Source organism: Paenibacillus sp. 1A_MP2 (assembly GCF_052244825.1).
Classification (GTDB): Bacteria; Bacillota; Bacilli; order Paenibacillales; family Paenibacillaceae; genus Paenibacillus; species Paenibacillus vandeheii.
Genome location: NZ_JBQQCS010000001.1, coordinates 83,804 through 104,259, shown reverse-complemented (window position 1 = coordinate 104,259; position 20,456 = coordinate 83,804). Strand labels below are relative to the sequence as shown.

The window sequence follows — 20,456 nt, the reverse complement described above, 5'->3', positions numbered from 1 at the left end:
GCATGGATGGCGACGCTCATTTTATTGGTGATTACTCTCGTTTCTCCATTGATTCCAATGTCAGTGGCATCGGCAGCCGACAGCAAAAACCTGGTATACGATGAAGCTAATCTGTTGAATGAGCAGGAGAAAAGTGAACTGAATGCACTGGCGAATGAGTATGGAGCCCAAAGGCAGACGGACTTCGTTATTTATACTTCAAATAATGAGCAGCAGAAGAGTGAAAAGTTGCTGACCGAGGATTTCTACGACGATCAGGGACTTGGTTACGATAAGGCTCATGGCAATGCAGTTATTTTGACAATTGACATGTATAACCGGAAGATGTATTTGGCTGGCTTTTATAAAGGGGAAGAGTATATCGACAACGGCAGAGCCGATAAAATTACAGCCAAGATTGCACCAGATGTGACGGAGGGGAATTATAAACTGGCTTTTGAAAAGTATATCAAGCTGTCCTACGAATATATGGGAATTAAGCCGGGAGTGAATCCAGATAATATCCTCTTCAATATTTGGTTCCAACTCATTGCGTCAGTAGCCATTGGAGGCATTGCTGTTGGGGTAATGGCCTATCGTTCCGGTGGGCGAGTTACAGTTAATCGTGCTACTTATGAAGATTCAAGTAATTCCAGTGTAATTGATCGTCAGGATCGCTATATCCGTACCACCGTAACCAAACGCAAAATCGAGAAAAACAATAACAACGGTGGCGGAGGCGGTGGAGGCGGAGGTACCAGCCGAGGTGGTCATTCGCATAGCGGAAGCAGCAGATCTTTCTAGAATAAGGGGAATGTCCAAATAGAAGGGATGGGAACAAGTATGGGATTTTTCAAAAATCAATTTTCGAATGTGGTGGAATGGGAAGAGTTCAGAGATGATATGATTTTCTGGAAGTGGAGTAACCGTGAGATCAAGAAAGGAAGTAAACTGATTATCCGTTCGGGACAGGATGCGATCTTCCTGAATAACGGTAAGGTGGAAGGGATTTTCGAGGACGAAGGATCGTTTAATATCGATTCCGAAATTATTCCGTTTCTGTCTACCTTAAAAGGATTCAAATTCGGATTTAACAGCGGCATGCGGGTTGAGGTGCTGTTTGTAAATACGAAGGAGTTTACGGTTCGGTGGGGTACGCAAAGTCCGGTATTGATTCCGACTCCTCAACTTCCAGGCGGGATGCCGATTCGTGCGAATGGTACGTTTAATTTCAAAGTAAGCGACTATGTCACACTGATCGATAAAATCGCGGGTATTAAGCAAAGTTATCTGGTCGAGGATGTCAAAATTCGAATTACGTCTGTGTTGGATCAGCTGTTGATGAAGTGGATTAGTCGTGAGGGCAAGGACATGTTCAACCTGCAGGCGAATGCTTCAGATATTGCGAAAGGCATTCAGGAAGATCTGGATATGCAAATGATGGATATCGGGATCGGAATCACAGGCTTCCAAGTGATGAGCTTCAATTATCCGCAGGAAATCCAGGATATGATTACGAAGACGGCTTCACATGAAATGATCGGTAATTTACAAAAGTATCAGCAGGTTAGCATGACTGACGGCATCTCATCCGGTAAAGTTAAGGGTGGCGGCGCTGCTTCGGATATGGCGGGCATGATGATGGGCATGAACATGGCGAATGAAATGATGAAGAACATGAATCAGAATCAAAACAATAATGCTAACCCATCTCAGAATCAGAATTCGGATCAAAAGTCTACGGCAAATCAAAACAGCGATGCAGGTGCATCTTCTTCGTCCGGGGATAACAAAAAGCCGAACTTCTGTCCGAACTGTGGCGCAAAGAATGAAGGGGCCAATTTCTGTCCAAACTGTGGTCAGAAGTTGGGTTAATACATCTAAATATAAGAAGGGCTTACTCAAAGATGCAAGGTGCATACTGTGGAGTAGGCCCTTTTTTTCATTCTATTTTAAACGGAATAAAACAGTTGACAATTCATAGCAAATCATTTATCTTTAAATTAAGATATTTAATTTGAATATAAATTACATCTAAGACTAACCGATTACAAATATCTTAAATACACTTTAGGAGGAGAGATCCAGATGATGATCCCAACATTGACCAGAATTAATGAACTTTCAAGAAAAGCCAAAGGTGCAGGATTAACGGAGATGGAGAAAGTGGAACAAACTCGTCTGCGTCAGGAATATCTGCAAACCTTTCGTGGTTCGATCAATGATATTCTGCTGAATGCAACCATCTATGATCCGAACGGCGACGACGTTACTCCGGATAAACTGAAACAGAAACAAACCCAACAAAATAATAACAGACTCAGTTCGATCTAATATCTTAATTTAAAGATAATATAAATGAACATAATTATAATAAAGCGCATATCAGACTATCATCAAATAACCATTCCCATTCAAAATGTTCGTTAAACCAAGGAGGAAATGATAATGACAATTCAAACAGCAGGTATTCACCATATTACAGCTTTCGCGGGCGATCCGCAGACCAATGTCGACTTTTATGCTGGAGTTCTGGGACTTCGTCTTGTGAAAAAAACGATCAACTTCGATGCACCAGACGTGTACCATCTGTACTTTGGAGATGAGAAAGGCAGTCCGGGCACCATCATTACATTCTTTCCATCAGCGGGATCACCGCGAGGCAAAATTGGTGGCGGTCAGGTCGGTATTACCTCATATGTGATCCCGTCTGGGACTATTGGCTTCTGGCAGGATCGGCTGGAGCAGTATAACATTGAGGTAACCAAAACAAATCGGTTTAACGAAGAGCTGCTGCAATTCGAAGACAGCGAAGGCTTGCGTCTTGAGCTTGTTGAACGTGAGGAGGGTGCAGCCAGCACCTGGGTGCATGAAGGCATTCCAGCGGATAAAGCCATCAAAGGATTTGGAGGTGCAGTACTGTTCAGCGTCAATCCGCAGAGAACGATGGATGCGCTGACTAAAATACTGGGATTCACCAAAGTGAATGAGGACGAGGAATATGTACGTTTCCGGTCCAACGGTGATATCGGTAATGTCGTTGATGTTCCTGTCACTCGGATGCCTCTGGGTATGGGTGGAGCAGGTACGGTCCATCATATTGCGTGGCGTGCCAAAGATTTTGCAGAGCATGAACAGTGGAGAGAAGCTGTGCAACAGTATGGCTATCAACCAACCCCGGTTCGGGACCGTCAATATTTTAACGCAATCTATTTCAGAGAAGCTGGCGGAATCCTGTTCGAAATTGCTACCGATCCTCCTGGATTCGCGAAAGATGAGCCTGCGGAGTCGCTTGGACAGAAACTCATGCTGCCCGAATGGTTTGAGCCATACCGTGCCCAAATCGAAGGCAATTTGCAGCCCATTCAAGTAAGAAACCTGGAACCTGTGCCATCTGTAGTGGAGCGTTGATCCCATTGAGCATTAAGTAGTCCTGACTGTGAAGTAACCTGTGTAAATCAATTGATCGAGTTGTAGAGAATTAATCACTTTGATATAAGTTCAACTAAAGGAGCATTGAAGGATGATGGAGAAAAAGGTTACCTGGCTGGAGCTGTTCTATGATTTGCTCTTTGTAGCAGCGGTCTCCAAAGCAGGTCATGTCCTGCTGCATGCCGAACACGGCGTGATTTCGTTTGAATATCTGATGAAATTCGTATTGATTTTCATTCCTGTCTGGTGGGCATGGGTCGGTCAGACTCTATTTATTAACCGTTACGGTCAGGATATCTTCATCCATCGCGTATTTCTCATCCTTCAGCTCCTTTCCGTTCTGGTGATGACGGCGAGCCTTTCGGTTGATTTTGACCAGTATTATCTGCCCTTCTTTGCGGGTTATATTGGTTCGAGGGCACTGACAGCCATTCAATATTTGTTGATTCATAATTCCAAAAGCGAACATCAGCAAAAGGCTGCCCGTTATCTGGGCTTATGCTTCATCATCGGCATATTGATCTCAACAGGTTCCCTGTTCTTCGATTCATGGCTGCGATATGCGATTTTGTACGTGGGAATTGCTGTGGATATCATCCTTCCACTGATTGGACGCAAAAATCTGGTGAAGGTGCCGATACACACCCATCATTTATTGGAACGTTTCGCTCTGTTTACACTCATCCTGCTCGGTGAATCGGTCGTCAGTATCATTGCCGTGCTGCAAATGGATCACTGGGATGTACAATCTGTTTTGTTCGCCGCGTTTACATCCATATTCGTGATTGCGATGTGGTGGCAGTATTTTGATAACGTTGAGAAGAAAGTCAGTAAGGAGATTCAGACCGCCGGGCAAGCCATTATCTATGGCCATCTGTTCATCTATATATCCATGAGCATGATCGCCGCTTCCATTCAACTTTTGTATCTGGATAAACTCAATTACGGTTTCATGTTGGCTTTTGTATTCGGTTCGGTTCTGTTGTATTTTATGTCAACTTCCTTGGTGTTCCACCGATACAGACATGCTCATCTGCGGCTCCGTCCGCGTCACTTGGTGCTTATGCTGGGAATAATGGCTGCGTTTATCGCTGTTGATCTGGTTTATCAGGTACCTAACTATGCAATTGTGGGAGAGAATATGGTGTTCTTCCTTGTCTATGCCAAATTAACGACCTGATGCGTGGGTCGACAAGAATAAAAGTCACGAACGGTTACGTTCGTGGCTTTTTAAGTTGGATAATTACAAAATCAGGCCTACTGTGAGAAAAAACGTTTAACCTGATTTATTTTCTACTATAGAATCTGTTAATATGAGACTAGATACAAGTGAATCTACCAGATTAACGAATATACATAGCGATTCGTGGAGATGGAGATGACAATCAGGAGGGAAATCATTGAGCACACATCAAATCGGAGTTCCATTGGAAGGGTTTGCAGAGTTTAGCCGTACGGTTGCTGCGGAAGGCGCAGTGCTTTTGAAAAACGAAGGACAAGCTCTTCCGATTCAAAAAGACGAAAACGTTTCAGTGTTTGGACGGATTCAAGTCAACTATTATCGCAGTGGAACAGGGTCGGGCGGCAGCGTTCATGTGGCGTATACAACCAATTTGCTCGACGGTCTGCGTAGCAAAAAAGGTCTTACGGTCAATGAAGAATTGGCAGCTGTCTATGGAAAATGGATTGAGGAAAACCCGTTCGATGATGGTGGAAAAGTATGGGCGGCAGAGCCTTGGAATCAGCAGGAAATGCCTTTGACCGATGAATTGGTATCCCAAGCCAGAAGTAAATCCAGCAAAGCAATTGTGGTCATTGGACGTACAGCAGGCGAAGATCAGGATAACGTGGATGCACCAGGCAGCTATCGGTTGACGGAAGATGAGAAAGCGATGCTAAAGCAGGTCACGAATCATTTTGAACAAACGATCGTGGTACTAAATGTCTCGAACATCATGGACATGAGCTGGTTGAATGATGAAAGTTACGTTCATCCGATCCAAAGTGTCATTTACTCGTGGCATGGCGGTATGGAGGGTGGTAATGCGATAGCTGATGTGCTGGCAGGGGACGTTACACCAAGCGGGAAATTAACGGATACGATCGCATATTCTATCGAAGATTATCCATCAACAAGCAATTACGGCAACGAGTTCAAGAACCTATATCAGGAAGATATCTACGTAGGCTACCGTTATTTCGAAACGTTTCGACCTGAAAAAGTACAATTTGAATTCGGATATGGCTTGTCCTATACCACGTTCACAACCAAGGCTGAAGACGCAAAATGGATCTCCCAAGATGGAGAAAACAGCATTAAGGTGAATGTAACCGTAACCAATACGGGCACAACCTATTCTGGTAAAGAAGTGGTGCAGATCTATTATGAAGCCCCACAAGGTCAATTGGGGAAACCTGCGAAAGCCCTGGTAGCATTCGGCAAAACCAATCTGCTTCAGCCGGGTGAGTCTCAGCGCCTGACTGTGAGCTTCCCTGTAGATTCCATGGCTTCTTATGATGATGCTGGCGTAACAGGACATGCATCGGCATATGTACTTGAGGCAGGAACATATCGTTTGTACGTGGGAACCAGTGTCAAAAATGTGGAACACGTCAGCATTGATGGCCAAGATGGGTACGTCGTAGAAACGATTCAACTCGTAGAACAGCTTCAGGAGGCCATGGCACCGACTGAAAGTTTTACGAGAATGAAGCCAGGTATTCGCAAAGAAGATGGGTCTTACGAGCTGATCTTTGCAGATGTACCAACGCGCCAGATATCCATGGCTGAACGGATTGAACAAAGCCTGCCGCCAACGCTGAAGCAAACCAGCAATCAGGGCTACAAGCTGAGAGATGTGAAGGATGGCAAAGTCAGCCTGGAAGCTTTTATTGCCCAACTGAGTGATCAGGATCTGGCAGCCATCGTGCGAGGCGAAGGTATGAGCAGCCCACTCGTTACATCGGGCACAGCTTCCGCATTTGGCGGCGTGAGTGACAGTCTGTTTAATTACGGAATCCCTGTTGCATGTACTGCAGATGGCCCATCCGGTATTCGTATGGATAGCGGGAGAAAGCTACACAGGTTTCTATTGGAACTTTGCTGGCAGCAACATGGAATGCAGAACTCGTCGAAGAGCTGTATGTGATGGAAGGCCAGGAATTGCTGAGAAATCAGGTGGATGCACTGCTCGGGCCTGGATTGAATATTCGCCGGAGTCCGATGAATGGACGTAACTTTGAGTATTTTTCAGAAGATCCGCTAATTTCTGGTGTATTTGCTGCTGCTTGCACGAAAGGAATCATGAAGGGTGGCTCTAATGCTACGCTGAAACATTTCGCCTGCAACAATCAGGAGAAACATCGCAGTAAAGTGGATGCCGTAGTATCCGAACGCGCTTTGCGTGAGATCTATCTGAAAGGGTTCGAAATTGCCGTGAAAGAAGGCGGTGCGAATTCGATCATGACTTCCTACAATCCGATTAATGGACATTGGGCGGCCTCCAACTACGATCTGAACACGACCATTCTTCGTGGAGAGTGGGGCTTCCAAGGTATCGTGATGACTGACTGGTGGGCTATTATGAACGACGGTGTTGATGGTGGACCAGCAGATCGGAAAAACACCAATTGGATGGTTCGCGCGCAAAACGATCTGTACATGGTTGTACCTAACTATGGTGCGGAAATTAACGGCTGGGATGACAACACAATCGAATCTCTGGAAAATGGGACGTTGACACGCGGAGAGCTTCAGCGCTCCGCCATGAATATTTGTGAATTTATCATGAATGCACCTGTCTTCTCCAGAAAACATGAGATTGTAGAGAATGTCGCTTCATTCCAAGCGAATGCATCACTTTCCACAGAACAGGCACAAGTACTGGCTGACAATGCACAGGTCAAACCAGCTGTGGGCGAATCTGTCTACATGAAAGTGGATGAATCAGGTCAATACCGGATTATTGTACAGATCATGTCTCCTGAGCCGGAACTGGCTCAAAGCGCATGTAATGTCATTCTCAATGATCAATTGATGACGACCATTCAAACCAACGGTACTGAGGGTAAATGGATCAGACAGAAACTTGTCAAAGTGGAGTTGGAAGCAGGCGTATACGAATTGAAGCTGGACTTCACCAAACCGGGTCTGCAGATCGACTGGATCGAATTCAAACAAGTGTAACACAGGATCGTCTGATCTGTTGTAACTGAACATGACGACTGTTATGATTGTGTTATGAGATCCGGAATTTCTGAACAATCTGGTCAGGAGTGTTGCGAAGGATGAGAAGATATAATTTTTGGAGCCCCATTCTACTGATTGCGGTTGCGCTAATTGTCAGAGGCCTGGTTACCAACCTGGGCGTTCTGTTCGGCATGTCGCATGATGCAGCAAGTAATATCGCAATTGTTGCCATGTTGATTGCTGCACTGATTATGTTTAACCGAATGACAAAGGCAAAGCGAAAATGAACATATAATATTCGATATGGATCAAGAGAGAGGCACCCGTAGGGTGTCTTTTTTGTGTATTGACGTTTCATTCATAACGTCTTAGACTGTTTATGAATAAAACAATAACATTATTATGATAACAAAAATAACAAGTGATCCATTCCAATGGCTCACCCATCATTTTCCGAAAGGAGACCCATTCATGAAGATTATGGCGGCATGGTTTGCAGGCAAGCATGAAAAGGCAATGGATGTGGCGAGCAGGGTGTTGGGACGGCGGCAAGGGTCGTGGACCGTACCGCTGAGATGGGGAGAGTATTCATGGAATAGGGATCGAATTGCATTCAGGAAGCTGACTTTCAACGACAGATGAACATATTAAGGACCGCTGGAGATACTTTGCTCTGCCGGTCCTTTGTGGCATTTGTCGGAGAGCGGGAGAGAACCGGCATGAGAGGAGAAAAAAATCCAGTGAATACCACCGATTGGGTAAAGGCGGCAGCGCAGGTCGTGCCATCAGAACGCCAGCTGAAATGGCAGGAGATGGAGTTCTATGCATTTATTCATTTTACTGTGAATACGTTTACAGATCAGGAGTGGGGAACGGGGAATGAAGATCCCGCTATCTTTAACCCTTCTCATCTGAGTGCCCAGCAATGGGTTCAGGCTTGCAAGTCTGCCGGTATGACAGGATTAATTCTCACATGCAAGCACCACGATGGGTTTTGTTTATGGCCAAGCCAATACACGGATCATACGGTAGCCGCCAGCCCTTGGCGAAATGGTGCGGGTGATCTGGTGAAAGAGGTTGCCGATGCCTGCCGGGAAGCTGGGTTGAAGTTCGGCATCTATCTGTCTCCTTGGGATCGTCACGAAGCATCCTACGGAGATTCGGAGCGATACAACGAGTTTTTCAAAAATCAGTTGCGTGAGCTGTTAACCCAATATGGTGAAATTTTCTGCGTGTGGTTCGATGGCGCATGCGGAGAGGGACCGAATGGGAAAAGGCAGGTCTACGATTGGGATTCCTATTATGCACTGATTCGGGAGCTGCAGCCAGAGGCTGTAATCTCGGTATGTGGGCCGGATGTTCGCTGGTGCGGTAATGAGGCAGGTCATACCCGGGCTTCGGAATGGAGCGTTGTACCTGCCTACTTGCAGGATAACGAGAAGATTCAGGAGCAATCCCAGCAGGTGGATGATGGCGAGTTTGCCAGCAGAATTAATACACAGGATGCGGATTTGGGGAGTCGGGAGGTGATCCGGCAGCATGAGGGCAAGCTCATCTGGTATCCAGCAGAAGTGAATACGTCCATCCGGCCGGGGTGGTTCTATCATGCCAACGAGGATGATCAGGTTAAATCGCTGGAGGAACTGCTCGGCATCTATGATGGAGCGGTTGGTGGTAACGCCAATTTTCTACTTAATCTTCCGCCAGATCGACGCGGCCTGATTCACGAACGGGATGCTGAGCGGCTGCAGCAGCTCGGAGACGCTTTACGAGGCACTTATGGGCAAAGTCTGGCTGTAGGCGCGCAAATGCGGGCATCGGAGACGATGGATGAAGAACATGCGGCTTCTCAGGTATTGTGTGAGGAACCGGATACGTTCTGGTGTCCACCTGAAGGGACAGAGCTGGCTTCACTGGAAGTGGAACTGCCGGAAAAAAGATTGTTTAACCGTGTCGTTCTCATGGAACATAACCGTTCGGGCCAGCGAATTGAGCGTTTTACGCTGGAGGCAAAGGGAGAGCGTGGTGATTGGCAGGTGCTTTATTCCGGCACGGTTGTTGGTCACAAACGAATCTGTCATTTCGATTCCTTCACCGCCAAAACCATTCGCCTGACCATTCATGAATCCAGATGGTACCCAACGTTGTCCTCACTGGGTGTATATCTGAACAAACAGGAGGTTGGGCACAAAGGCAGTTCTGACATATGAAGAATTCCCCTTTTTCTAAGATGTCAAGCCGTAACATTTGTAGATTAGCCGATTTTGGATTCATCCCATGGAAAATAGAGTAGCAAACGATTATTGGGAATTGTATGATCTTATGGAAAAAGGTATAGGTAAGGTAGAGCCACACACCAGCAGGAGAGGATGAGAAGATATGAAAGTAGGACTCAGCACATACAGTCTGCAACAAGCACTCGATGTCAAAGAACTGACTGTCCCCGACGCCATCCGTTACATCGCTGATCAGGGCGGAGAACATGTGGAGATTGTCCCGATAGGGTACAGCCTGATCGACCAGCCAGAATTAATTGAACAGATTCGAGAGACTGCACGAGAAGTGGGAATCGATATTTCCAATTACGCAATTGGTGCCAATTTCGTTACAGGAGAGGGGCCGGATGCACTTGAAAATGAGATAGCTGCTGTCCTGAAGCATGTGGATGTCGCTGCCGCACTTGGCGTTACGAGAATGCGCCATGATGTTGCATTTCGTCCTGCACAGGAAGGAACGGTCGCCCAGTTTGAGGCAGACCTGCCTGTTCTGGTAAAGGCCTGTCAGCGAATTGCCGACTACGCAGCGAGTCACGGTATTACGACAAGTGTGGAGAATCACGGTTACTATGTGCAGTCCAGTGAGCGAGTCCGGCGGCTGGTGCATGAGGCGGCGAGAGAAAACTTTAAGACAACGCTGGATATCGGTAACTTCCTGTGTGTGGATGAAGACCCGGTTAGCGCTGTAAAAAACAACATTCCTTATGCATCCATGGTGCACGCCAAAGATTTCTATCGGAGACCCTCTTACCGTAATCCCGGAGAGGGCTGGTTCCAGACCGCACACGGCAATTACCTGCGCGGAGCGATTGTGGGCCACGGGGACATCGACATGCCGGAAGTATTCCGTGTGTTGAAGCAATCCGGTTATGACGGATACATCTCTGTTGAATTTGAAGGCATGGAAAATTGCAAAACAGCATCCCGCATCGCGATGGATAACGTCCGCCGCTTCTGGGAGGAAGCATAAGCAGCGACTGCACTACTATATAAGTGGAATCAATTTTTATATGTAGGGGGCTGAAAGAACATAGGGGAAGTTTGGAACTGTAGGAGCGGTAGCGCCCGCCTTTGTCTGCGGATTTCAACCGCTGAGAGCGGTTGATACAAGAAATCTGTAGACAACAGCGGTCGAAAGTCCAAACATTCACCGTAGTTACGTTAAGCCGATTATCATATGTTTTGAATCAACTGATATGACCATCATTCAACAGATTATGGAGGGAAAAATTCATGTCCAAACTTAAAATTGCCGTTATCGGTGCAGGATCAATATCCGATTTTCATTTGCAAGCGTATGACAGTAATCCCGAAGTTGAAATATACGCCATATGCGATCTGAATGAAGCGCGTGCCCAGGAAGCCGCGAAGAAATATAACGCTACTCATGTATTCACAGATTATAAGGAACTCCTGGCATTGCCCGAAATTCATTCGGTAAGCATCTGTACCTGGAATGATACACATGCCGAGATCAGCATTGCTGCTCTGGATGCGGGAAAAATGTACTCTGCGAAAAGCCGCTCTGTCAGACGGTAGAAGATGCGTTAGAGGTGGAGAAAGCTGTTCACCGCAGTGGAAAACTGCTTCAGGTTGGCTTTGTACGCCGTTATAGCGACAATGCGCAGATCCTGAAGAAGTTCATTGATGAAGGCGAGCTGGGAGAGATCTATTATGCCAAGGCATCCTGTCTGCGGCGTCTGGGTAATCCAGGAGGCTGGTTTGCAGATGTTGATCGTTCTGGCGGCGGCCCGTTGATCGATATTGGTGTGCATATTATTGATATCTCCTGGTACCTGATGGGTAAACCGAAGGTCAAAACCGTCTCCGCGAATGTTTCCAATCGATTGGGTAACCGTGCCAATATCCGTAATCTGTCGTTCTACCAGGCTGCGGACTATGATGCGAACAAAAACACTGTAGAGGATATGGCTAATGCGTTGATTCGTTTCGAGAACGGGGCAAGCCTGCTGGTGGATGTAAGCTTCACATTGCACGCGAAACAGGATGAAACTTCGGTCAGACTCTATGGCCATAAAGGTGGGGCTGAACTGGAACCGGAAATTTCACTGATTGGTGAGAAATTCGATACCATTTTGAATATGACGCCACAGGTGGATTTCAAATCCCTTGATTTCGCAGGTTCTTTCCGTAACGAAGTGAATCATTTTATCGACAGTACCCAAGGACGCAAAGAGACGCTTAGTCCCGTTGAGGATGGCGTTGAAATTATGAAAATTCTCTGTGCCATCTACGAGTCAGCACGTGAAGGACGCGAAATTTCACTGTAGACAGGGTGTTGTAATACGAAAGTCGCAACGCCATTCGAAGTAGTGATGTCTAACAAGTCTTTACTTGTTGAACTAACCATTGTTCCAAAACGAAGTTCAGAATCTATCTGAAGAATGCACTGCAATCGAAGTGATAGGGCTTATATTTCTCTACATGTTGAACTGAGCGTTTAAGCCAAAACGGAGAGTGCAGAACCAATCTGAAGATTGCACTGCAATCGAAATGACTGGGCTTAATACGTCCTTCTTAGTTGAACAAAACATTTACACGATAACGGAGAGGGCAGAACAAATCTGGAGAAGCGGAGCGCTCGCCTTTATCCCCGGATTTCCACCATTTATAAAGTGAAATCAAAGAAATCCGGGGATAACAGCGATCGGAAGATTGTTTTGACCGCGCAGTGACCTGTGTAAAGCTACTTTTTCAACGTGTGATATCCAATCCGAAGGAGATGAACGGGATGAGCGAAACCAAAGATACGGTGCTGGAACAGGAAGAACAGATCGTCGAAGCCGGGGTTCACAACTTTAGCAAGGAAGATGAATGGGTGAAGCCTGAAGACCCATTGCTCATTGAACGGCTGGAGTGGTTCAAGGATCAGAAGCTGGGGTTGATGATGCACTGGGGTCCTTATTCCCAGCTTGGACTCGTGGAGTCCTGGGCGCTCAGTGACGAAGATGGCGATTGGTCGCGCAATGACATCGACTGGACTGACGACATGGAGCATTTCAAGCAGGAATACTTTGATCTCAACAAAACCTTCAATCCCATTCGCTTTCAGCCTGAGGAATGGGCACAGATGGCTGCTGATAACGGGTTCAAATATTTCCTGTTCACCACTAAACATCATGATGGTTTTTGCATGTGGGATACACATACAACCGATTATCGCATCACGGGCAAGGACACCCCTTTTCACACCCATAAGTATGCGGATATTTGCCGGGCGCTTTTTGACGCTTTTCGTGCCAAGGGACTCGGCATCTCGGCTTATTTCTCCAAAGCAGACTGGCATACGCCGTATTACTGGACACCGGGCATGGAGCGGGGAAGCCATATGTGGCGTGGGCCATCCTATGATCCGAAAGCGTATCCATGGCTCTGGGAAAAGTTCGTGGAGTTCACGCATGAGCAAATTATGGAGCTGCTGACCAACTACGGACGAATCGAATGTCTGTGGCTGGATGCAGGCTGGGTGCGCGAAGGACGCCACGGTCAGGATATCCGTCTGGGCGAGGTGGTGGAGCGGGCACGTCGGACAACCCAGCCGTGGCTGCTGGCAGCAGATCGCACGGTAGGTGGACCATACGAGAATATCGTAACTCCGGAACAAACCATTCCAGAGCACCCAATGAATATTCCTTGGGAGAGCTGTATCACGGTGGGCAATTCCTTTGCGTTTGGATATGATGATCAGTATAAATCAGCAAGACAACTGGCGCATATTCTGCTTGAGGTAGTATCCAAGGGTGGTAACCTGGCACTGAATGTGGGACCGCAACCGGACGGACGTCTCCCGAAAGGCGCAGTCCGAAGCATTAAAGCCCTCGGAGAGTGGATCGGTACGCATGGGGAGGGCATCTATGGCACGCGGATTTGCGGACCATACTTCACAGGAAAGTGGGCCTTCACACGTAAGGAAGATCTGAACGTATCGTATGCCTTCCGTCTGTACAGAAACGAAAACGAGGCAGTAGAATCACAAGTGACCATTCCATATGTGGAAAAGGTGGAGCGAATTGAACTCGTTGGCACAGATGATGTGCTGTCATTCCAACGGACAGAAGATGGACTTGTTGTAGAGCTGCCGCAGGCAGCAGTTACGGAAGCAGCACCTATCACGCTGACGTTCAGATTGTTCACAAACGAATAAATCTACAACTCCAAGCCCGAGGGACTTTTACAGTCCTTCGGGCTTTTTTTTGTTTAGGGATTTTTGCAATATACATAAGATAAAGGGCGATTTCCCTTGTACGACAAGGGTTTTGGGAATAAGGAGAGGTGGGGGAAAATTGCAAATTGATAAAAGAACGCCGCTCAAGGTACTATCAATTCAAGAAAGCGTTACCTGACATTATTCTTCACACGGTTGGCGCCAATACAGAAAAAGAATCAAACAAAAGGATGTTTAAGGGATGTAAATGTAATGTATTATTACACTTAAGGTGTAGAAGGAGTGACGCGAATGAGTCGAGCTACGGAAAGCATACCTGCACCGGTGGAGCTCCAGCAAGGAAGGAATTACGCAGAACCTAAGCGACAGCATCCATTTATCAGAAGCCTCAAAAAGCATTGGGAGCTCTATCTCCTGGTGCTGCCTCCTGTATTGTATCTGTTGATCTTCAAGTACATTCCGATGGTTGGGGTACAGATCGCCTTCAAAGACTTCAGTGTCGTCAAAGGAATCTGGGGCAGCCCATGGGTTGGGCTGAAACATTTTGAAGCCTTTTTTGAATCCCCAAATTTCTGGCTGCTGATCAAAAATACGATTGGCATCAGCTTCTATTCGTTACTCGCCGGGTTTCCCATTCCGATCCTGCTTGCGCTGGCACTGAATGAAATCCGTACGGGTTACTTTAAAAAGACCGTCCAGATGGTCACGTACGCTCCGCATTTTATCTCAACAGTCGTCATGGTATCCATTATCATTCTGATGCTGTCACCTCATGTGGGTGTTGTAGACAAGCTATTTACTTTCCTGGGCTTCCCGATGACCAACTTTATGGGTATTCCCGAATACTTCAAATCTATCTATGTCTGGTCAGGCGTGTGGCAGGGCATGGGCTATTCATCGATTATTTATATCGCGGCACTTGCTGGCGTTGATCCATCCCTCTATGAGGCAGCAAAGATGGACGGTGCTTCAAGGCTTCGGAAAATTTGGCATATCGATCTTCCAACGCTCGTACCGGTCACCGTCATCATGCTAATTCTGAGTTTGGGCAGCATTATGGGCGTAGGCTTTGAAAAAATATATCTGATGCAGAATCCGCTCAACACGAGCGCTTCGGAAGTCATCTCCACGTATGTGTACAAGGTTGGTCTGATCGGGCAAACTTCAGCTTCTCCTCGGCGGTAGGATTGTTCAACTCCGTTATCAACCTGATCCTGCTCGTTATCGTCAACGGCATTTCCCGCAAAGTATCCCAGAACAGCTTGTGGTAAAGGAGGAGCTCATCCATGTTCAACCTGATGAATCGTAACCGGATCAAGGACCCGCTTGGTGACCGCATCTTCATGACATTCAACTATATCTTTCTGTTCGCCATACTGCTAACGGTGTTTTACCCACTCTTGTATATCATCAGTTCTTCGTTCAGCTCCTCCCGTGCCGTTACATCCGGTCAGGTGTGGCTGTTCCCGGTAGACTTTAACATCAAGGCCTATATCTCCATTTTCAAAAGCCAACAGCTCATGCTCGGGTTCTACAATACGATTATCTATACCGTTGTAGGTACGTTTATCAACGTGGCGCTGACCGTCATGCTCGCTTATCCGTTGTCACGAAAGTCATTTTATGGACGGGGGCAATCATTATTTTCATGATGATCACGATGTTCTTTGACGGCGGTCTGATTCCAACCTATCTCTTGATGAAGGACCTCCATCTGCTGGATACACGCTGGGCGATGTGGCTGCCAGGGGCGCTCGCAGTGTTCCAGGTCATCGTAGCGAGAACCTTCTTCCAGTCTTCCATCCCGGAAGAGCTGGGGGAGGCGGCAGAAATGGACGGATGCCGAGATATTCGGTATTTGATCAGCGTCGTTCTTCCGTTATCAAAGCCGATTCTGGCGGTCATGACGCTGATGTATGCGGTGGGTCACTGGAATGCGTACTTTGATGCCCTGATCTATCTGCGTTCCGAAAAGTTGTTCCCACTGCAATATGTGCTCCGCAATCTGCTGATTCTGAACGCCGCCGACCCGGCAATGTTGGCCAATACGAGCCAGCAGCTGCGGGATCAGGGGTTCGAGCAGGTACTGAAATACGCACTAATCGTAGTCGCCAGTATTCCGATTCTCATCATGTATCCGTTTGTGCAGAAGCACTTTGTCAAAGGGGTCATGGTGGGCTCGCTCAAAGGATGATTTCTGCAATTTACTCCCGCTAAGCCGTTTGAAAGGAGGTGGGGAACACTCCGGCTTCCGGGATCGGGTTTAACACGAGTGCGTAAACAGATGGTTATGCCGTTTTCAACAAAAAGGAGGAGTCAGATTGAAAAAATCTTGGATTTCGATGTTGTTTCTGGTCTTTGCTTCGATGGCTTTGTTGTCCGCATGCGGTTCATCCGCAGAGACGGGTAAAGGGAGCGACGGTAGCGGGGAGAGCGGTGGCCCGGTAACGATGACCTTCTTTGCCCCACAAGGTAAAGCATCCATGGAAGAAAATGAGTTCACCCAATTTATCGAAGACAAGTTCGATGTAACACTGAAATGGGATTTGGCTCCGACAGACGCCTTGCAAGATCGCAGACAGCTGCTGCTGGCGAGTGGCGATTATCCCGAAGTGTTCCTCCATGGCAAGTTCACCACCTCAGACCTGCAAACCTACGGAAAACAGGGCGTGTTCCTCCCGCTGCAGGATCTGATCAAGGAGTACGGTCCGAATCTCACCAAGATTATGGAGGAGAAGCCGTACTTTAAAGAAGCGATTACTGCACCTGACGGGAACATCTACGCTCTGCCAATTTTCAATGAATGTTATCACTGTACGTATGCTCAGAAATATTGGATTAACACCGAATGGCTCGACAATCTGGGTCTGAAAATGCCGACCACGACCGATGAACTCTACACGGTACTGAAGGCATTCAAAGAGCAGGACCCGAATGGCAATGGCAAAGCCGATGAGATTCCGCTCACGGGTGCACCGAACAAATATGTATGGAATGGCAATATCGATGCCTATCTCATGAACAGTTTTATCTATAATGACAACGATAAATATCTGATCGTGAAGGATGGGAAGGTTGATTTTGCAGGGAACAAGGAAGAGTGGAAAAAAGGGCTGGAGTACATGCACAAGCTGTACGCAGAAGGCCTGATTGATCCGGCTTCCTTCACGCAGAACGATCAGGCGATCGGGCAGCTGGGTAACAAGGAAGGCGATGAAGTGGTCGGCTCTATAACGACAGCGCTGGTCAGCTATCTCGTGAACACGTATGACAAGGATATTACCCGCCACCAGCACTGGGACATCGTACCTCCGCTGAAAGGGCCGGATGGCGTGCAGACGACAGGCGCTACACAGAGCGTAGGTGAGTTTGAGTTTGCCATCACCAACAAAGCGACCGAAGCGCAGCAGATTGCTGCCATCAAGATTGTAGATTACATGTTCAGTGAAGAAGGTGCCCTGTACGCAGAGTACGGTCCAACGGAGGGGAAAGGCTGGAAGAAGGCGGATGCCGATGAGAAAAACATCAATGGCGAGCCGGCCAAATACAGCTACTATAACCTGCCTGAGCGTGACCCGAACGTTGTAGTCAACGAGAGTTGGTCACAGATCGGAGCACATGACTTGTCCAATACGTTCCGCAATCTGTTTGCAGAAGGACAGAACCCGTTGGAAGCGGAGGGTTACGGTACACGCCTGGCACAAGCAACCAATGTATATGAACCTTATGCGCCCAAAGAGGTCTATCCTGCGAACGTATTTATCCGTCCTGAAGATACAGAAACTGCTGCCCAGCTCACGACGGCCGTCAAGGATTACGTGATGACCAATATGGCTCAATTCATTATCGGCAGCAAGAGCATTGATAAGGAATGGGACGCGTACGTGAAAGGCTTTGATGGTCTGGGACTCAGCAATTACCTTGAGATTTACCAGCGTGCGATTGAGAAGAATCAATAAAGGTTGATGGATTCATGAATGAGGCTGTCCCGATGTCACCACAGGAATCGGGACGGTCTTCTCCTTTTGACAACCCCACTTCATCCGATATAATTTACTGAATATTTATGGAAAATTAGCGACCAGATTGGCGTGGTTGTCATCATGCACATAAACAGTGTGGGGGGCCTCGGAGATGAACAACAGTTGGTTTAGACGTTTGCTGCTATCGTATTTGCCTGTTTTTTTTATCGTAACCACAATTCTGTTTATTATCTTCTTCCAGGTATTTAATGAGCAGAACCGGAGAGAAGCACTCAAGGCCAATGAATTTCTGGCATCACAGGTAACGCAATATCTGGACAATTCACTGCGCTCCATCGACTTCAAGGTGCTGCGTGATATTTTGACCAACCCCAATCTGAAAAACTATTATTCGGTAACCGGAAGCGAGGATGTGTATGCCGGAATTCAAGCGGTCCAGGTTATTGATGAATTGAAAATAGAGTATCCGCTGATTGATTCCATATATCTGGTGAGATACAACGACGATACGGTGTTCAGTAACGGCAAGGCGGTACCTATTGAGGAATTCCCGGACGCGCCATTTATTAAGGACAGCCGTGCTGCGGCGACGCAAAAGTGGGTGGGGCGAGATCCTTTAAGGCATTCCCGACCGAGGAAGGCAAACAGGTCATTACACTCATTCGCGGTGTCGGAAACGGCACGGGTCTTGTAGTTGTTAACGTCAATCTGCCAGCCTTGCAGAAGTCTATCATGCAGATGTACGACCCTGAGTTCACTTTCGTGAATATCTTCAATCGCTCGGGCGGCAATCTGTGGGATGGTGGAAAGCAGGATGGCGCTAGGGCAGCATCTCCCCAAATGGCGTCAGGTGAAGTCTTCTCCGAATTTACATCCAGCTACAGCGGCTGGAAGGTACAGACCGGACTGAATAATGGCAAGATCATCAAATTTGCTCTAAAATTTTACAATATCTGGTTTGTTTTTGCCGTTGCTGTTGTCCTGATTGGTGTGGTGTGGGTGATCTATGTGACACGGAGAAATTACAAGCCCATCCAGCAAATCGTCACGTTAATTGAGACGGTGGCTTCACAGAAACAGCCGGGGATGAGTCAACCAAAAGATAACGAGTTCCGTTTTATCCAGACCACGCTGGAGCAAATGATTGATCAAACCAAGCAATATCAGGAGGAGCATGAAGAAAACCTGATTTTGCAGAAGAAATATTTCTTTCAGGAGCTGCTGGAGGGTACACGAGACTTCACTGGCAATGAGCTTACAGCGGAGATGAACAGGTTCAAGCTCCCGCAGTTGGAGGATCGATGGGCTGTAATTGTGGTGGAGATTGATCAGTATTCCCGATTTATGGAGGAGTATCACAATCAGGATCAATCCCTTCTCAAGTTTGTGTTATCCAGCATTCTGCAGGAGAGTGCAAGGCAAGAAGGGACCGAAGTATGGGCAGAGTGGATATCGGATCAGCGGCTGTATGCAATACTCTGGTTGCCCGAGATGGAAAAGGGTGAGGAAACCGAGCAGAGACTGCTCTCCGGTTATCTGGACAGGGTTGGGCAGTATTTGAACTTCACCGTAACTATCGGGATTGGTAGAGTGGCAGTCGATGTTCGTGGCCTGAGAGCTTCGTTGAAGGAGGCTGTGCATGCCCTGGAGTACAAGGCTGTGCTCGGAATCAACCGAATCATATCATGCGGGGAGGTACCGAACTCGACTAATGATGTATATGAGTTCCTGAAGACGATCTCCTTGCTGGTGCAGGCGATGCGATTGTCGGACAATGTCTGGGAGAAGCACTTTGACCGCTTGTTCGAACAAATCCGTGAATCCGTGCTCTCCCGCCAGGAGATTATGAATACGGTCCAGCTGCTGTTCCAGCATTATAATCGGGAGTTCGCGGAACTTCCGCGGGAATATCAGGAGCAATGGGCAGCCGTATTTACACCGCTCCTCCCCAGATTGGAAGGATGGGAGACGTTAGATGATTTGCGAACGCTGTGCTGGGAAGGCTTTCGGGATCTGTCGGAACAGATGCAGACACTTCATTGTTCCAGAAAACACCGATCTCATATTCTTGAAATTCGCAAATATATTGAACAGAACTATAACAATCCCGAGCTGTCGCTGAATTATCTAAGTGATTTATTTGATATCAATCCGAAATATTTAAGCAAGTTGTTCAAGGACGAAATTGGTGAGAAGTTCGTGGATCTTCTGATTAGTCACCGCATAGAGAAGGCCAAACAGCTTATGCTGGAGACCGACAAGGCCATCCAGGAGATCAGTGAGGAAGTCGGATACACGAACTATAATTCCTTCAATCGGGCGTTCAAGAATGTGGTGGGTGTAGCACCTAGCGACTACCGAAAAGCCATGTGAGCCCATGTTCCAAACCAAGCCGAACTCATAAGGAGAAT

Annotated in this window: 13 protein-coding genes and 4 pseudogenes; all 17 read left to right on the top strand. The window is 47.2% G+C overall.

Annotation, left to right across the window (positions count from 1 at the left end):
* The first annotated feature begins 6 nt into the window (after positions 1-6).
* The 17 genes and pseudogenes from ACTWJ7_RS00615 (at position 7) to ACTWJ7_RS00535 (ending at position 20,418) form a co-directional block, all read left to right on the top strand.
* Positions 7-783 carry a TPM domain-containing protein gene (locus ACTWJ7_RS00615; protein WP_443146325.1) on the top strand — a complete coding sequence of 259 codons (777 nt, stop codon included), beginning with the start codon at positions 7-9 and terminating at the stop codon, positions 781-783.
* 39 nt (positions 784-822) lie between these two features.
* Positions 823-1,854: an SPFH domain-containing protein gene (locus ACTWJ7_RS00610; RefSeq protein WP_079344904.1), complete on the top strand. Its 1,032-nt coding sequence runs from the start codon at positions 823-825 to the stop codon at positions 1,852-1,854.
* A gap of 216 nt (positions 1,855-2,070) precedes the next feature.
* Complete coding sequence (locus ACTWJ7_RS00605; protein ID WP_301881196.1) at positions 2,071-2,313, top strand: DUF896 domain-containing protein; 243 nt, start codon at positions 2,071-2,073, stop codon at positions 2,311-2,313.
* 114 nt (positions 2,314-2,427) lie between these two features.
* A complete protein-coding gene (locus tag ACTWJ7_RS00600) occupies positions 2,428-3,390 on the top strand; it encodes a ring-cleaving dioxygenase (protein WP_079344902.1) in 963 nt (320 codons plus the stop codon).
* 112 nt (positions 3,391-3,502) lie between these two features.
* The gene (locus ACTWJ7_RS00595) at positions 3,503-4,591 is read left to right on the top strand and encodes a low temperature requirement protein A (protein ID WP_301881031.1); all 1,089 of its coding nucleotides are present in this window, start codon (positions 3,503-3,505) and stop codon (positions 4,589-4,591) included.
* A 220-nt stretch (positions 4,592-4,811) separates the two neighbouring features.
* Positions 4,812-7,597, top strand: a pseudogene (locus tag ACTWJ7_RS00590) (glycoside hydrolase family 3 C-terminal domain-containing protein).
* Between the two features lie 101 nt (positions 7,598-7,698).
* A complete protein-coding gene (locus ACTWJ7_RS00585) occupies positions 7,699-7,887 on the top strand; it encodes a hypothetical protein (protein ID WP_024629467.1) in 189 nt (62 codons plus the stop codon).
* Between the two features lie 184 nt (positions 7,888-8,071).
* The gene (locus ACTWJ7_RS00580; protein ID WP_161634233.1) at positions 8,072-8,242 is read left to right on the top strand and encodes a hypothetical protein; all 171 of its coding nucleotides are present in this window, start codon (positions 8,072-8,074) and stop codon (positions 8,240-8,242) included.
* Between the two features lie 77 nt (positions 8,243-8,319).
* Complete coding sequence (locus ACTWJ7_RS00575; RefSeq protein WP_079344896.1) at positions 8,320-9,810, top strand: alpha-L-fucosidase; 1,491 nt, start codon at positions 8,320-8,322, stop codon at positions 9,808-9,810.
* 169 nt (positions 9,811-9,979) lie between these two features.
* Positions 9,980-10,846, top strand: coding sequence for a sugar phosphate isomerase/epimerase family protein (locus ACTWJ7_RS00570; RefSeq protein ID WP_301881029.1), 867 nt, complete (start codon positions 9,980-9,982; stop codon positions 10,844-10,846).
* 263 nt (positions 10,847-11,109) lie between these two features.
* Positions 11,110-12,167: pseudogene (locus ACTWJ7_RS00565) on the top strand (Gfo/Idh/MocA family protein).
* A 461-nt stretch (positions 12,168-12,628) separates the two neighbouring features.
* Positions 12,629-14,041: an alpha-L-fucosidase gene (locus tag ACTWJ7_RS00560; protein ID WP_079344892.1), complete on the top strand. Its 1,413-nt coding sequence runs from the start codon at positions 12,629-12,631 to the stop codon at positions 14,039-14,041.
* A gap of 312 nt (positions 14,042-14,353) precedes the next feature.
* A pseudogene (locus tag ACTWJ7_RS00555) lies at positions 14,354-15,333 on the top strand (ABC transporter permease).
* A 27-nt stretch (positions 15,334-15,360) separates the two neighbouring features.
* Positions 15,361-16,256, top strand: a pseudogene (locus ACTWJ7_RS00550) (carbohydrate ABC transporter permease).
* 127 nt (positions 16,257-16,383) lie between these two features.
* On the top strand, positions 16,384-18,021 hold the full coding sequence (locus ACTWJ7_RS00545) for an extracellular solute-binding protein (protein WP_301881026.1): 1,638 nt from the start codon (positions 16,384-16,386) through the stop codon (positions 18,019-18,021).
* Positions 18,022-18,196: 175 nt separating this feature from the next.
* Complete coding sequence (locus tag ACTWJ7_RS00540; RefSeq protein ID WP_443145053.1) at positions 18,197-18,739, top strand: hypothetical protein; 543 nt, start codon at positions 18,197-18,199, stop codon at positions 18,737-18,739.
* Complete coding sequence (locus tag ACTWJ7_RS00535; protein WP_443145052.1) at positions 18,643-20,418, top strand: helix-turn-helix domain-containing protein; 1,776 nt, start codon at positions 18,643-18,645, stop codon at positions 20,416-20,418. Before ACTWJ7_RS00540 ends, ACTWJ7_RS00535 begins: the two co-directional genes overlap by 97 nt.
* Positions 20,419-20,456: the final 38 nt, after the last annotated feature.